Below are 14,066 nucleotides of genomic sequence, written 5' to 3' on the forward strand. Positions count from 1 at the left end.
CTCCATCTGCTCCGGGGCTTGTGGCGGCCAGAGCGAGGGATGGGAGGGGGATGATACCTAAATTTTGGCCATTCGGGTTTTTTCCGGGGTACAGATGCTTGTGCTGGCGGTCTCGGCCAGCGACCGGGGGGCAGGGCGGGTGCTGATCTCGAAGGCCACGCTCACGCGCAATCCGCCCAGCCTGGGGCTGTCGTCCAGTCCCAGCCGCAGGCCGTGCTGGCGCGCGATTTCGCGCACGATGGCCAGGCCCAGGCCGCTGCCTTCGCTTTGCTGCACCTGGCGCCGGTAGAAGCGCTCGAACACCCGCTGGCGTTCCTCCACGGGAATGCCGGGCCCACTATCTTCCACTTCCAAGAGCGCCCGGCCCTCCACCACGTGCAGCGAGACATCGACCTGGCCGCCGGTCGGGGTATAGCGCACTGCATTGTCGATCAGGTTGCGCACCAGGATGCCCAACTGGTCGGGCGCCGCGACGACGGTGGTGCTATCGAGTTGCTCTGCGCCAAGATTGATGGCGTGGCTGCGCGCCAGCGGCAGCAGGTCGATCACGGCCTGGCGTACCAGGGCGTGCAGGTCGATTTCTGCGTGATGTTCTTCCAGCGCGCCATTTTCCAGGCGCGACACGGTCAGCAGCTGGTTCACCAGGTGGCTGGTGCGCTGGATGCCGCGCTTGAGGTCGTTGAGGGCGGCCTGTTCCTGGCCGCTGCCCAAAGATTGTTCCACTACCAGTGCCTGGATCTGCAAGGCCGCCAGGGGTGTGCGCAATTCATGGGAAGCGTCGGCGATGAAATGGCGATGGCTTTTGAGCGCAATGCCCAGGCGTTCCAGCAAGCTATTGAGCGCTTTGGCCAAGGGTCGGACATCGCTGCAATGGCCGTGTTCGCCGATCTGCTCCAGGCTGTCCGGGCTGCGCGCGGCCACTTGATGCGACAACAGATGTAGGGAGTGCAGGCTGCGATCGACGGTCCTGCGGATGAACAAGGCCATCAGCAACAGGAACAGCAGCAAGGGCGGCAACGAATGCAGGGCATGGGTGATGGCAATCTCGCGCCGGCCATCCAGTGATTGCGCCACCTGTACCAGGTGCTGGCCGGTCTTGCGCACATAGATGCGCCAGGGCGCGCCGTGCCAGTGCACGGTGCTGAAACCGGCCTGGCTGAAGGGCGGCAGCACGATGTCGCGGTTGGTGCGGTAGAGCAGGTCGCCATTGTGGGCCCAGATCTGCAGGATGCAGTCGTCGCTTTCATAGCCTGGCAGTTCGGCATCGGCCCGTTGTGGGGCCTGGATCAGTTCGTCCGGCACGCTGAGGGCGACCTGAATCATCTGGTCGTCATAGATGTCGGTCAAGAGCGCATGGTCGGTCTGGTAGTCGGCCAGCATGTAGAGCAGGCTCAATACCGCCAGCCCCGAGAGTAGCCAGCACAGCAAACGGTTGCGGATCGACACGCTGTTTCTCAATGGGCCATGGTATAGCCCAGGCCGCGGATGTTGCGCACGACATCGGGAGCGATCTTCTTGCGCAGGGCGTGGATGTGGACTTCGATGGTGTTGCTGTCGACTTCCTCGTTCCAGCCATAGATGCGTTCGACCAGCTGCGCGCGCGAGAGCACGGCCTCGGGTTTTTCGATCAGGGCTGACAGCACCAGCATTTCACGTGCGCTCAAGGCTACGCGCCGGCCGCGATGCCGCACCACCTGGGTGGCCGGATCGAACTCGACCTCGCCATGCACCATGGTCGAGGACTGTCGTCCCTGGACGCGTCGCAGCAGGGCGCGGATGCGGGCAGCCAGTTCTTCCAGGTCGAAGGGTTTGTTGACGTAGTCGTCGGCGCCGGCATTGAGTCCTGCGATGCGCTGCTGCACGGCATCGCACGCCGAGGCGATGATGACGGGTGTGTTGTCCCGATCCTGGCGCAGCTTCTTGAGTACCTCCAGGCCATTGCGTCCGGGCAGGCCCAGGTCGAGCACCACGGCGGCATAGGACTCCACTTCCAGCGCGGCCTGTGCGCTGATGCCGTCGCGCATCCAGTCCACCACGAAGCCCAGGGGATAAAAGCCCTTGCGGACGCTGTCGCCCAGCATGAAGTCGTCTTCCACGAGAAGTAATCGCATGATCCAGGAGTGCGCAGAGCGCCGTGCCAATGGCAGACGGCAACGATGATCCGGGGCGGCAGGGTGGTGCGCAGGTGCGTGCAGGACGACCGTCAACCCGATCAAGACAGGCCGAGCAGGCTATCAAGCGAATATGACAGGCGCATGAACTTGGTGCTTCTGACAATAAAAACAACGGCGCTGTGGCGGGCTCATTTTCGCTTAATGTTCAGCGCTTATTCTTCGGCCCACTTTGCACGGCGGCCTTCCTGCATGGCGGCGTTTCTTGTTTTTCGCTTCTCGCTTGCCGACCGTCCCCATTTCGCTACCCCACTCTGTCCTAAGGAATGATTTCCATGAAGCATCTTTGCTTGAAGCCAAGCGTGCAGCAGGTCATGCACGCGCTGACCATCATGTTCCTGGCCGCGCCGCTGGTGGTGCATGCCCAGCAGGCCACCGACCTGGGCGCCGTCAGCGCCACTGGCACTGCTGACCAGGCCGACAGCGGCCAGCGTCTGCGCGCAGCCGAAGCGGTCTACAAGAAAGCCCCGGCCGAAGGTTCGCTGGAAGCCCGCTCGGCGCAATCGGAAGTGAGCGATGAATTCATCCGCAACTACGTCTCGCCGGTGGCCGACTACAGCCAGGTGCTGCTGATGACGCCGGGCATGTATAGCGTCAGTCCCAATGGCGTGGGCCTGGGCGATACCAAGACCTCATTCCGCGGTTTTTCGGACGGTGACTACACGATGACCTTCGATGGCATCCCCTTCTCGGACACCAACAGTTCCAGCCATCACTCCTGGGCCTTCTTCCCCAGTCAGTTCCTGGGCGGTACCGTGGTCGACCGCAGCCCGGGCTCGGCGGCCACCGTGGGGCAGGCCAACTTCGGTGGCTCGGTCAACCTGCTCTCGCGTGTGATGCAGCCGGAGCAGCGCAGTAGCGTGTTCGGCTCCTATGGCTCCTTCAATACCCGCATCTATGGCGCTGAATTCGAAACCGGACAGTTCGGTATCGATGGCGCGCACAACCTGCTTATCAATGCTCATGAAATGAAGTCGGATGGCTATCAGAGCTACAACAAGCAGGCACGCGATGCGATATCGCTGAAGTACCAGTTCGCCATCAGCGACAATACCGCGCTGACCCTGTTCGCGTCCTACATCGACCTCAAGACCAATACCCCCAATACCAAGGGCGCCACCCGCGCGCAGATCGCCCAGTTCGGTGATGACTACCTCTTGAGCGGCAACCCCAAGGATCCCAACTACTTCGGCTACAACTTCTATCACGTCACTTCCGATTTCGATTACCTGGGCTTGAGCTCCAATCTGGGCGGCGGCTGGAAGCTGGATGACAAGGTCTATACCTATGCCTACCACAACCAGCAGAACTACAACGGTTCCACCATCAGCGCCACCAGCGCCACCGACAAGCTCAATGCCTATCGCGCCTATGGCAACCTGCTGCGCCTGAACCACGAGTCCAGCCTGGGTACCCTGCGTAGCGGCCTGTGGCTGGAAGTCTCCAACAGTGATCGCCACCAGTATCCGTCCAGCCCGCTGACCTGGATCGATACGGCCCTGCCCAATTTCCGCGAGAGCTATACCAGCACCATCCTCCAACCCTTCGTCGAATACGAATTCAAGGTCACGCCGGAGCTGAAGGTCACCCCTGGGATCAAGTATTCGAGCTATCGCCAGGACCTGACTCAGTTCGCCGACAACGGCAAGACTGTGGGCAATCTGGGCGGCCGTCCCTTCGTCAAGAATGCCGCGACCTATAACACTTACCTGCCGTCGCTGGATGCGCATTACATGCTGCGACCGAACTGGTCGGTCTATGCCCAGTTCGCCGCCGGCGATGAAATTCCACCCACCAGCGTGTTCGATACCAAGAACGCCAGCGTCAGTGCGCTGCCGGCGTCGATCAAGAGCAAGACCTGGCAGACCGGTTCGGTGTGGAAGGATGAGCATCTCACCGTGGACGTGGATGCCTATCGCATCAAGTTCGACAATGCCTATTCCTCGTTCACCGACAACAATGGCTTCACCAGCTACTTCGCCAATGGCAGCTCGACCACCCAGGGGATCGAGGCTGAATCGACGCTGCTGCTGGGTTCCGGCTTTAGCCTCTACCTCAATGCCACCTATGGCAGCGCCAAGTACCAGAGCGGCAAGTGGGTGGCAGGCGCCCCTGGCGACACCGAAGCGGTGGGTCTGAACTATGGCCAGGGGCCGTGGGGCATCAGCTGGCTCAACAAGCGCGTGGGCAGCACCTATGGGGACAATGGCAATGTCCATGAGGCGGTGCGGATCTCGCCGTTCATGCTCTCCAACCTGTTCGCCAACTACACCATCAAGAACCCGGGGGCCATGATCAAGCAGGCCAAGCTGCAGTTCGGCGTCAACAACCTGTTCGACAAGCATAACGTGGTGGGCATCAACCCGGCCTCGACCACCACCTCGGCCCCGGCACCGGGCGACGTGCTCACGCTCTTGCCAGCGCGCGCACTGTCGGTGTCGCTGAACCTGGATTTCTGATCCGGGCCCGGGTTCTGCGCGAGCGGGCGCCTTCCTGGTTCGCTAGCGCAGTGCTTTGGTTTTTTGATTTTCTTTGATTCTGTCTCTGGAGCAAACCGATGGACATTTCGCATCTCTTGAGCCTGGCCAATGGCTCGGGCGGAACCCTTTACCTGATGCTGTTGCTGTTGCTGGTGGCCCTGACGGTCATCGTCGAACGCACCCGCTATCTGGCCAACATGCAACGCGGCGGCAATGAACTCATCGAGGCCATCCGCTTGAGTCCGCAGCAGGGCGATATCGCATTGAGCGCCCGCCAGGCCACGTTGCCTCATGCACGACTGTTCGAGGTCTTGCAGCGCGAACCGGCACAGGTCGATCGCGCCACCCTGGATGGCCACCTGGAAGAAGCCATCATGCACGAGGTGCCGGGCCTGGACCGCTCGCTGTGGCTGCTCGATACCGTGGTCACGCTAGCCCCGCTGCTGGGTCTGTTTGGCACCATCATCGGCATGTTCAATGCCTTCCATGTGCTGGGCGATGTGCAAAATGGCGCCTCCCAGGTCACCGGTGGCATCGCCGAAGCGCTGGTGGCGACGGCTTCGGGCCTGTTCATCGCCATGATCGGGCTGGCTTTCTTCAATGCCTTGCATACCCGCGTGCGCATCGTGCTGCATCAACTGGAGACCATCAAGATCATGCTGGTCAATCGTCACGAACAGCGCCACGAACAGCGTCACGACCAGGCCCAGGCCAGCACCGCAGGCAGCCCCCCTGCCGCCGTCAGGGTATGGGCGCAACCGGCGAGGGCCTGACATGCGCTACCTGGAAACCAAGAAAGCCCGCATCGAGATCATCCCGATGATCGACATCATGCTGTTTCTGCTGGTGTTCTTTGCCATGCTGACCTTGCGCATGATTCCCGCTTCCGGTCACTTGACCAAATTGCCGACCAGCTCCACTGCGGTGACCATCCCTGCGCCCAAGTTGCTGGTGGAAATCGAGGGCGATGGTTCGGTGACGGTAGCGCAGCATCACATGACGCCAGAGCAATTGACCGCGCAACTGCGCCAGGCCGACAACAGCAAGACCGCCGTGACCATCGCCGGCAACCAGGCCACCTCGCTGCAGCAGGTGATGGCGGTCATCGATGCGATCAAGAATGGCGGCGTCACCGAGCTGTCCCTGGCAACGCGGAAAGTGACGCCATGACGGTCGCCACCGCGCGCCTGCGAACCGGCGTGAGCCTGCCCTCGCTGGGCGTGGCGCTGCTGATCGAACTGGTCTTGCTGGGCGCAGCCGCCTTGCTGCTGGCCAGGGTGGCGACGCCGCCTGCCCGCTCCAGCCTGTCGGAGCCGGTCGCACTGGCCCTGCTGGCCGAGCCGCCGCCTCCCCCCGTGGCAGCCCCGCCCAAGCCGGTGGTGCCGCCCGAGCACAAGAGCGTACCCAAGACGGTAAGCAAGCCGGTCCCGCATCCGACGGCGCCCAAAGTGGCGCCCGCTGCGGCTCCGGTGGAGGACCGGCCAGTGACGACGGTGGCGCAGCCAACCGCCTTCAGCCAGCCAGTGCCGCCGCCGGTCGCTTCCGCGCCACCGGCGCCGGCCGCGCCTGCGGTGGCCAAGCCGGACCCCAACATCGCCTATGCCGGCAAGGTGCGGGCGGCGGTGCAGGCGGCGCTGGTCTATCCGCCCGCGGCAGCCTCGCTGCACTTTGGCGGACGGGTGCGGGTGGCCTTCCATCTGCGCGACGGTGTGCCGAGCCAGGCCAGGGTACTGGTGGGCAGCGGTATCGGCATGATCGATCGGGCGGCCCTGCAATCGGTGCAAAATGCCAGCTATCCGCACCCGGATAGCGAACTGCAAGGGCGTGACTTGCTCTATGAAGTGTGGGTCGAGTTCAACGGCTGAGGCGATGAACACTGGAACATTGCACGCGTGAACCGCGCCGATCATTCACAATACGCAAACTTCATTGAATACCAACTTGAACAGAACCTGGAACGCAGAAAGAATCGTTATGTCCCGAGTATTCCCCACTTCCTCTCTCACCTCTTCTTCGCGCCACCTGGTGGCCTTGCTGGCGCGCGCCTTGCTGGCCTTCTCGCTGCTGGCCAGCCTGCCGGCCTGGGCGCACCAGGGGCAACCCTTCATCGACGCCGCACAACTGGACCTGCTCACCTTGCTGGCCCCGCCGCCGGCCAACAACTCGCCGCAGATGCAGGCCGAACTGGCCGAGATACTGAGCCTGCAGGTGACCCGCACCCCGGCCATGGTGGCCCGCGCCCAGGCCGACAGCGTGGAAAACGTGTGGCGCTTCGGCGATGTCATGGGGGAGCGCTTCGTCAAGGACAAGCTGCCGCTCACCGATGCCTTCTTCCAACGGGTGGGGGCTACCGAGGGGGCGGTGGTCGATCCCTACAAGAATGTCTGGAAACGTCCGCGTCCCTATGACTACAGCGACCTGGTCAAGCCGGCCACCAAGCTCTCGCATTCCGGTTCCTATCCCTCGGGCCATGCCACCAATGGCACCTTGACGGCCATCGTGCTGGCCAACATGGTCCCGGAAAAACGCGCCGAGATCATGGCGCGCGGCCTGGAATACGCCAACAACCGCGTGGTGGCCGGCGTCCACTATCGCTCCGATGTTGAAGCCGGTCGCATCGCGGGGACCCTCATTGCCGCGCGTCTGCAGCAGCAGGACGACTTCCGCCGCGCCTTCGAGGCAGCCCGGGCCGAGTTGCGTGAAGTCCTGGGCTTGCCGGCGATGGTGGGCAAGTAGGCCCGTCAAGGCCGATCGGCCTGCAAGCCGCATCCGGGGCGGGTGCTTGTTACAAGCTGTTTCCAAATGCTCATCCTGGACACAAATCATATGAAGGAGTGCGCGCATAATGGACTTGTCTGCAGTAGGGAACTTTCCTGCTGTCATCGTGCACGTTGTGTCTACACTCGTTGGGAGCAAGCATCATGAGTCCGCAAGAAACACAAGCCCTTCAGGATTTTCTCAATCAACTGACCCAGGTCCGCGGCATCGCCAAGGATGCCCAGGCCGAGGCGATGATCGCCGCGGCCGTGGCGCAGCAGCCTGATGCGGCCTACCTGCTGGTGCAGCGCGCCTTGCTGATGGAGCAGGCGCTCAAGACTTCGCAGGCGCAGGTGGCCCAGTTGCAAAGCCAGGTCCAGAGCCTGCAGGCTGGCGCTGGCCGGTCTTCGGGATTTCTGGATGGCAATGTCTGGGGCAATGCGCCTGCGGCAGCGGCCCGGCCTACCGTGGCACCCGCTGCAGCGGCGCCGACCTACAACCCGGCTTATAACCCGGCCTATGCTCCTGCTGCCCCCGTGGCTGCGGCCCCGGCGCCGGCACCGTCTTCTGGGTTCTTCGGTGGCGGCATGGGTAGCGTGCTGGGCAGCGTAGCCGCCACGGCAGCCGGGGTGGCCGGTGGCGCCTTCCTGTTCCAGGGGATCGAACACCTGTTCAATGGCGGGAGCGGTTCCGGGTTGGGGCATCAGAATGGCTTGAGCGCGCCGGTGGAAAACATCGAGAACACCACCGTCAACAATTACTACGGCAGCGATGGTGACAACAAGTCCAACCTGGCCGGCAATGATCGTTTCAGTGATAACAGCAACACCTACGACAACGGCGACAACTTCGGTTCGAGCAGCGACCTGGCTGATCTGAGCAATTTCGACCTGGACGATAGCGGTGGTTACGACGATTCGCTGGTGTGATCCATCATCCCCATGCCAAGCCTGCGCGAGCAGGCTTTTTTTTTGGTCGCCGTTTTTGCAAGAGACGTCCTCAGGATTGCTGAGGAGCCGTTGAATCGCATCAGAACCCTGGTTGATTCACGAACGGCTTACCGAGGAAAAGATGATTGACTTTACTTTCTACGTAATCCATTATTACGCATAGTTTTTAATCAATAATTACAAAATATGCTGTAGCGTGATTCTGGATTCTTTTCAAAGCATTCATACAGACCTCGTCACGCAAAAAAATTATTACGAAGATGATCTGAGTGAATGCCTGGGGGGCTTTCCAAACTATTTCGACCCAAATAGCTACCGACCCGTCGCAAATTTTAAGTAGGGGTTCAAGAAATGCCCTCTCGTTTATCACGAGAAATCACGATAAGCGAGGGAGCGAACCACCTCTCCTCCCTCGGGGAGAAAATTTGATCCATCGCCACTCTGCGAGTGACTGATGTGATTCAGATTCGCAGCACGAGGGGTCCGTATCGTTTGTTCCGGCTGGACCAAGCAGACCTGATCGGCGCCTGCTTGGCTTGGAACGACGATTTGAAGTCACATCAACGCTGTTGAATTCAATGGAGATTTTCTTATGGAAAAGACAGGTCTGTATTTGCTTAAGCTGAGTTTCACTCCCGAAAAAGGCATGACTGGCGCAGGCTCCATGACGCTGGCCGTAACGGTCAATGCCTCCACCGGCGCTCTGCATGGCCAAGCACATGGCTCCATCCTGGAAGGCACGCAGCACTCCCCGACCTTTACCGCTCCGGCGACCGGCGCCATGCATAGCACTGGCTTTGGCCACATCACACGGGTCGGCGCCGTTCATGGCGAAGCTGCTGTGTCCGTCGCCCCGCCGGCGATCGGCACCTACCTCGCTCCGTTCTCCGCTAGCTTCGGCCTGGGCGCAGACTGGACTGGCCAAGGCCAATTCACTGTAGGCACCCATACCTACAAGTGTGATGTGAAGATGGTGGATGGCGCTGTTGCATAAATCCTGAACAGGGCGAGGCTCCCCTTTCCCCAAACGGATTTACACCACAGCCACCGTGCGCGGACGGCCCTGCATACTGAGCGGTTCAAGATGGCGGCACGCACTTGCAGCACTGCCACTTGACCATCGCCATGCGGGGCCGTCCCCCTTTCACCCTAGCCACCATCCGGGGTAACCCTCCCTTAAAACCAGCGTCGAATAATTCCAGGTAGGGCCACGTTTATCACTCCGTTTTCCCGCTTGACTTCAAACTCTCCGCCTCCTATGATGCGCATACATCGATGCATATGCATAGTTAAACTGTCATCCTCACCCGAGCGGAATGCCCATGAGCAAGGAAACCTGTACCTGCGCCCCCCTGCGCCGCCTCACGCGCCGGATCACCATCATCTATGACCATCACCTGCAGGACAGCGAACTGAGCATCACCCAGTATTCCCTGATCAGCCGCATCGGGCGCAAGGGGCCCATTGCCAACATCACGCTGGCGCAGGAAATGGGCATGGATCGCAGCACGCTCAGTCGAGCGCTCAAGCCCTTGATGGCGGCAGGCTGGATCGAGACCGTGGATCTGCCCGAGGATGAACTGCTGGACAAGCGTTCCTTCGCGCTGCAACTGAGCAGGTCGGGCCGCGCCAAGCTGGAGCAAGCCCGCCCGCGCTGGCGCCGCGCCCAAGATGAGATCGACCGCCGGCTCGGTCCCAAGCTCGCGCGCCAATTCAATGACCTCATCGAAGATGCCTATGCCCGGCTGCAGGATGACTGAGGCCGTGGCTTGCCTGGTTTGAGCATCCAATGAACATGAATTCACCCGTTATGTCCGTCCCGCCCGCCCATCAACCGCGCGTCTGTCTCCACCCAGGATCGCAATGAACAAACTGACCCAATCTCTGGCCAATGCCGTCACCCCCCGTTTCCACTATGCCTGGGTGGTGGTGGGCGTGATCTTCCTGGTGCTGTTGTGCTCGGCCGGTATCCGCGCCACGCCCTCGGTGATGATCCTGCCGCTGGAGCAGGAGTTCGGCTGGAACCGCTCCACCATCTCGGTGGTGATCTCGGTCAACATCGCCCTGTATGGCCTGATCGGCCCCTTCTCGGCGGCGGCCATGCAACGCTTCGGTATCCGTCGCGTGGTGCTGGGGGCCCTGGTGCTGCTGGCCAGCGGCACGGCGCTATCGACCTTGATGCATATGCCCTGGCACATGCTGCTGTCCTGGGGGCTGCTGGTGGGCGCCGGTACCGGGGTGGCCGCCAATACGCTGGGGGCCACCATCGTGAGCCGCTGGTTCGAGACCCGACGCGGCCTGGCCATGGGCTTGCTCACCGCCAGCGCGGCCACCGGGCAGATGGTGTTCCTGCCGCTGATGGCGGCCATGGTGGGGAGCTATGGCTGGCGTTCGGTGGCGTTGCTGGTGTCGCTGGTGGCGGTGCTGGCCATTCCACTGGTGTGGCTGCTGCTACCGGAAAGCCCGGCGGCCATCGGCCAGAAGATGGTGGGACAGACCAGCGACATCAAGGATGAAGGCCCTGACCAGTCGCGCCGCAATCCCTTGTCCATCGCCCTGGGCGCGCTGCGCACCTCGGTGCGGATGCCGGACTTCTGGTTGCTGTTCATGAGTTTCTTCGTCTGCGGGCTCTCCACCAATGGCTACATCGGTACCCAGTTCATCGCCATGTGCAATGACTACGGCATCAATGAAGTCAGCAGTGCCTCCATCCTGGCCGCCATGGGGATGCTGGACTTGGTGGGCACCACGCTCTCGGGATGGCTGTCGGATCGCTACAATCCACGCGTGCTGTTGTTCTGGTATTACGGCTTGCGCGGGCTGGCGCTGATCTTCCTGCCCTATGCCTTCGGCCTGCAGTATTACGGACTGACCATCTTCGCCATCTTCTATGGCCTGGACTGGATCGCCACGGTGCCGCCCACGGTGCGCCTGGCCAATGACGTCTTCGGTCGCCTGGCTGCGCCCATCGTATTCGGCTGGATCGTGGCCGGGCACCAACTGGGCGCCGCGACCGCCACCACGGTGGCTGGCTACCTGCGCGCTTCGCTGGGCAATTACACCTTGTCTTCCATCATGATGGGGGTGGCTTGCTTGATCGGGGCGGTGCTGGTGTTGCGCATCAAGGGCGGGCAGGGGCAGGCGCTACCAGTTTCTGCATAAACATGAATGGGACTTGTGCGCAAAGCCCCATTTCTTGTTAAGGACTTGCATTTTTTTTCATATCGGGCATTAGGGGCAATCGCCGCGGCGCGAATTGGCGTGCGAGAATACCGCACACGTCCAGCGCGCCGGTCCTCAGGCGCAGCTTGGTCTTAATTTCCCTGGCCCTATGATGAACAAGAAAACCAAGCCATTCGGACAGCGTCGCGTTGCGCTGCCTCTGCGGTTGTCACTGTTGCTGTGCGTGTTCATGTTGCCGTTCCAGGTGCAGGCCAACGAGGCGGTGATGCCCGCGGTGGAAGCCAAGATACCGCTGCAGCTTTCCGCCGACGCGACTGCCCGACCCGCCTACCTGGCGCGCTCCCAGCGACGTTTCGACGCGACTAGCCCGATCATCGGCGAGTTGCAGGGCGGGCTGTTCTGCTCACGCAAGAACGACATCGTCTGGAACCAGAAAAGCTCCGAGCTGCTGTTGCCGACCAATGCCATGTTTGCGCGCTTCCGCCGCGAGTTGCAGCAGTATGGCTATCCGGTCCCGATGCCGGTTGCGCAACCCTTGTTCCAGGAAAAGACCGACGCCAATGCACCTGGCACGGGCGACAAGCCCCGGCCGCAGGATTTCAATCTACAGGTGGGGGTGATCGTGTCGCAGGTGCAGACCAATCTCTGTCTCAAGGGTACTAATACCTGGACCGGCGAAGCCTATGTTCGCCTGGAATGGCAGGTCTTCGCCCCCGAGCAACGCAAGGTGATCTATCGCACCACCACCGAGGGCGTCTACCGCGCCCGCGACAAGAACTTCGAGGGCGCGGTCCCGCCCATGCCGGTAGAGGCATTTGCCGTGGCGGTACACAACCTGCTGGCCGATCCGCAGTTCGCGCTGGCCGTGCAGGCGCCGTATGACAGCGTGGCCGCTGCTGCCAATGCCAACCTGCCGCAGGGTACGACCGACCCGGCGGTGCCGGGCAGCCCGGTACTGATCGATAACCAGCCCGCCGAACATCCCGGCAGCGATATCGCCAAGGTGATGCCCGAACTGCGTTCGGCGGTGGTGACGGTATTGACCGAGCGCGGCTCCGGTACCGGGTTCTACATCGGCAGTTCCGGCTGGCTGCTGACCAATTACCACGTCATCGGCGGCGCCCAGTCGGTGCGGGTGCGCCTGCCTACTGGACGCGAACTGGTGGCCCAGGTCGCGCGGGCCGATGCCGCGCGCGACATCGCCCTGCTCAAGACCGAGACCCCAGGGGTGCGGCCCATGCCGTTGCGCAACGGCGAGCCCGGCGTGGGCGAGGATGTCTATGCCCTGGGCTCGCCCCTGGGTGACGCCTTCAATACCACCCTCACCCGCGGCATCTTGAGTGGCGTGCGCATGGTGCGCGATCTGGAGTTCCTGCAAAGCGACGTGGCCATCCTGCCCGGCAGCAGCGGTGGGCCCTTGCTGGACAAGTCGGGACAGGTGGTGGGCATCACCGTGGCCGGGCTGGGGGCCAAGGGGCTGGCCGGGATGAATTTCTTCATTCCGGTGGGCAGCGCCATCGAGCGATTGCATCTGCAATTGCAGAATCAGAATCAGGGGCAGACTCAGAGCCAGGTCAGCAAGAAGCCCTGACCCGGCCAGTCGGTTCAACAAGAAGATGCCGTGCGCGGGGGACCGTGCACGGCATCATCGTTTCCAGCCCTGCTGGAGTGGCTCAATCCCACGCAGGCGCAAAGTCTGGATTGGCCAGTCGCTCGCCCCGGTCAAGGCCGGCGATGGCTTGCATCTCGGCTGGACTCAGGCGCAGCGTCTGTGCCGCCAGGTTGGCGGCCAGGTTCTCGCGCCGGGTGGACGAGGGGATCACCGCAAAGCCTTGCTGCAGTGACCAAGCCAGCGCCACCTGCGCGGCCGAGACGCCGTGGCGGGCGGCGATCTCCAGCAGGGTGGCATCCTGCATCACCTTGCCATAGGCCAGCGGCATGTAGGCGGTCAGGTGGATGCCCTTGGCGCGGGCGAACTCGACCAGCTTGCGGTTTTGCAGGAAGGGATGGATCTCGACCTGGTTGGTGGCGATCTGCTCGGTGCCGATGGCCGCGATGGCTTGCTCCATGTGGGCGATGGTGAAGTTGGAAATGCCGATCTGACGCGTGAGTCCCTCGGCCTTGGCCTGCGCCAGGGTGTGCAGGTAATCGGCCACCGGCAATGCGTCATCGGCGGCGGGCCAGTGGATCAGGGTCAGGTCGACCTGACCCAGGCGCAGCTTGTACAGGCTGTCCTTGAGGCTGGGGATGAGTTTGTCGCCGGCCAGGTTCTCGGTCCAGATCTTGGTGGTCACGAAGAGGGCATCACGTGCCACGCCACTGTCGGCGATGGCCTGGCCGACTTCGGCTTCGTTGCCGTAGATCTGGGCAGTGTCGATGTGGCGATAGCCCAGTTCCAGGCCGGTACGCACCGAGTCGATCACTTGCTGGCCCTTGAGGCGGAAGGTACCCAGGCCGAGAGGTGGGAGCGAGGCGATATGCATGAATGTGTCCTTTCCAGTGGTACGGCGGGCCCGATAACGTCA

Annotated in this window: 13 protein-coding genes and 1 pseudogene; 10 read left to right on the forward strand and 4 right to left on the reverse strand. The window is 62.2% G+C overall.

Annotated elements, in window-relative coordinates:
• Window positions 1-57: 57 nt before the first annotated feature.
• Window positions 58-1,446 carry an ATP-binding protein gene (locus tag RC54_RS05125; RefSeq protein WP_061788916.1) on the reverse strand — a complete coding sequence of 463 codons (1,389 nt, stop codon included), beginning with the start codon at window positions 1,444-1,446 and terminating at the stop codon, window positions 58-60.
• Window positions 1,447-1,454: 8 nt separating this feature from the next.
• Window positions 1,455-2,111, reverse strand: a complete 657-nt coding sequence (locus RC54_RS05130) for a response regulator transcription factor (RefSeq protein ID WP_058894480.1) — start codon at window positions 2,109-2,111, stop codon at window positions 1,455-1,457.
• Window positions 2,112-2,446: 335 nt separating this feature from the next.
• Here RC54_RS05130 and RC54_RS05135 point away from each other — a divergent pair, with 335 nt between their 5' ends.
• The 7 genes from RC54_RS05135 (at window position 2,447) to RC54_RS05165 (ending at window position 9,352) form a co-directional block, all read left to right on the forward strand.
• Window positions 2,447-4,630, forward strand: a complete 2,184-nt coding sequence (locus RC54_RS05135; protein WP_061788917.1) for a TonB-dependent receptor — start codon at window positions 2,447-2,449, stop codon at window positions 4,628-4,630.
• A 98-nt stretch (window positions 4,631-4,728) separates the two neighbouring features.
• On the forward strand, window positions 4,729-5,424 hold the full coding sequence (locus RC54_RS05140) for a MotA/TolQ/ExbB proton channel family protein (protein ID WP_061788918.1): 696 nt from the start codon (window positions 4,729-4,731) through the stop codon (window positions 5,422-5,424).
• Between the two features lies 1 nt (window position 5,425).
• Entirely contained in the window at window positions 5,426-5,821 is a 396-nt protein-coding gene (locus tag RC54_RS05145) for an ExbD/TolR family protein (RefSeq protein ID WP_058894483.1), read from the forward strand.
• Window positions 5,818-6,516: a TonB family protein gene (locus tag RC54_RS05150; protein WP_061788919.1), complete on the forward strand. Its 699-nt coding sequence runs from the start codon at window positions 5,818-5,820 to the stop codon at window positions 6,514-6,516. The genes RC54_RS05145 and RC54_RS05150 overlap by 4 nt, the downstream gene beginning before the upstream one ends.
• Window positions 6,517-6,625: 109 nt before the next feature.
• Window positions 6,626-7,387 (forward strand): acid phosphatase, encoded by a 762-nt coding sequence (locus tag RC54_RS05155; RefSeq protein ID WP_061788920.1) that lies wholly within the window; start codon window positions 6,626-6,628, stop codon window positions 7,385-7,387.
• A 185-nt stretch (window positions 7,388-7,572) separates the two neighbouring features.
• On the forward strand, window positions 7,573-8,337 hold the full coding sequence (locus tag RC54_RS05160) for a DUF2076 family protein (protein ID WP_061788921.1): 765 nt from the start codon (window positions 7,573-7,575) through the stop codon (window positions 8,335-8,337).
• 685 nt (window positions 8,338-9,022) lie between these two features.
• Complete coding sequence (locus RC54_RS05165; RefSeq protein WP_231738963.1) at window positions 9,023-9,352, forward strand: DUF1842 domain-containing protein; 330 nt, start codon at window positions 9,023-9,025, stop codon at window positions 9,350-9,352.
• Between the two features lie 39 nt (window positions 9,353-9,391).
• On the opposite strand, the pseudogene RC54_RS25955 reads toward RC54_RS05165, so the two are convergent.
• Window positions 9,392-9,507, reverse strand: a pseudogene (locus RC54_RS25955) (IS5/IS1182 family transposase); the annotation flags it as partial.
• A 173-nt stretch (window positions 9,508-9,680) separates the two neighbouring features.
• Between RC54_RS25955 and RC54_RS05170 the strand changes: the two are divergent.
• The 3 genes from RC54_RS05170 (at window position 9,681) to RC54_RS05180 (ending at window position 13,132) form a co-directional block, all read left to right on the forward strand.
• Window positions 9,681-10,118, forward strand: coding sequence for a MarR family winged helix-turn-helix transcriptional regulator (locus RC54_RS05170; protein WP_061788923.1), 438 nt, complete (start codon window positions 9,681-9,683; stop codon window positions 10,116-10,118).
• A 103-nt stretch (window positions 10,119-10,221) separates the two neighbouring features.
• On the forward strand, window positions 10,222-11,520 hold the full coding sequence (locus RC54_RS05175) for an MFS transporter (protein ID WP_058894489.1): 1,299 nt from the start codon (window positions 10,222-10,224) through the stop codon (window positions 11,518-11,520).
• Window positions 11,521-11,692: 172 nt separating this feature from the next.
• On the forward strand, window positions 11,693-13,132 hold the full coding sequence (locus tag RC54_RS05180; RefSeq protein ID WP_244216444.1) for a S1C family serine protease: 1,440 nt from the start codon (window positions 11,693-11,695) through the stop codon (window positions 13,130-13,132).
• Between the two features lie 82 nt (window positions 13,133-13,214).
• Here RC54_RS05180 and dkgB read toward each other — a convergent pair whose 3' ends face one another.
• Window positions 13,215-14,024, reverse strand: coding sequence for a 2,5-didehydrogluconate reductase DkgB (gene dkgB, locus RC54_RS05185; protein WP_061788925.1), 810 nt, complete (start codon window positions 14,022-14,024; stop codon window positions 13,215-13,217).
• Window positions 14,025-14,066 lie beyond the last annotated feature (42 nt).

Source organism: Herbaspirillum rubrisubalbicans (assembly GCF_003719195.1).
Taxonomy (GTDB): domain Bacteria; phylum Pseudomonadota; class Gammaproteobacteria; order Burkholderiales; family Burkholderiaceae_D; genus Herbaspirillum; species Herbaspirillum rubrisubalbicans.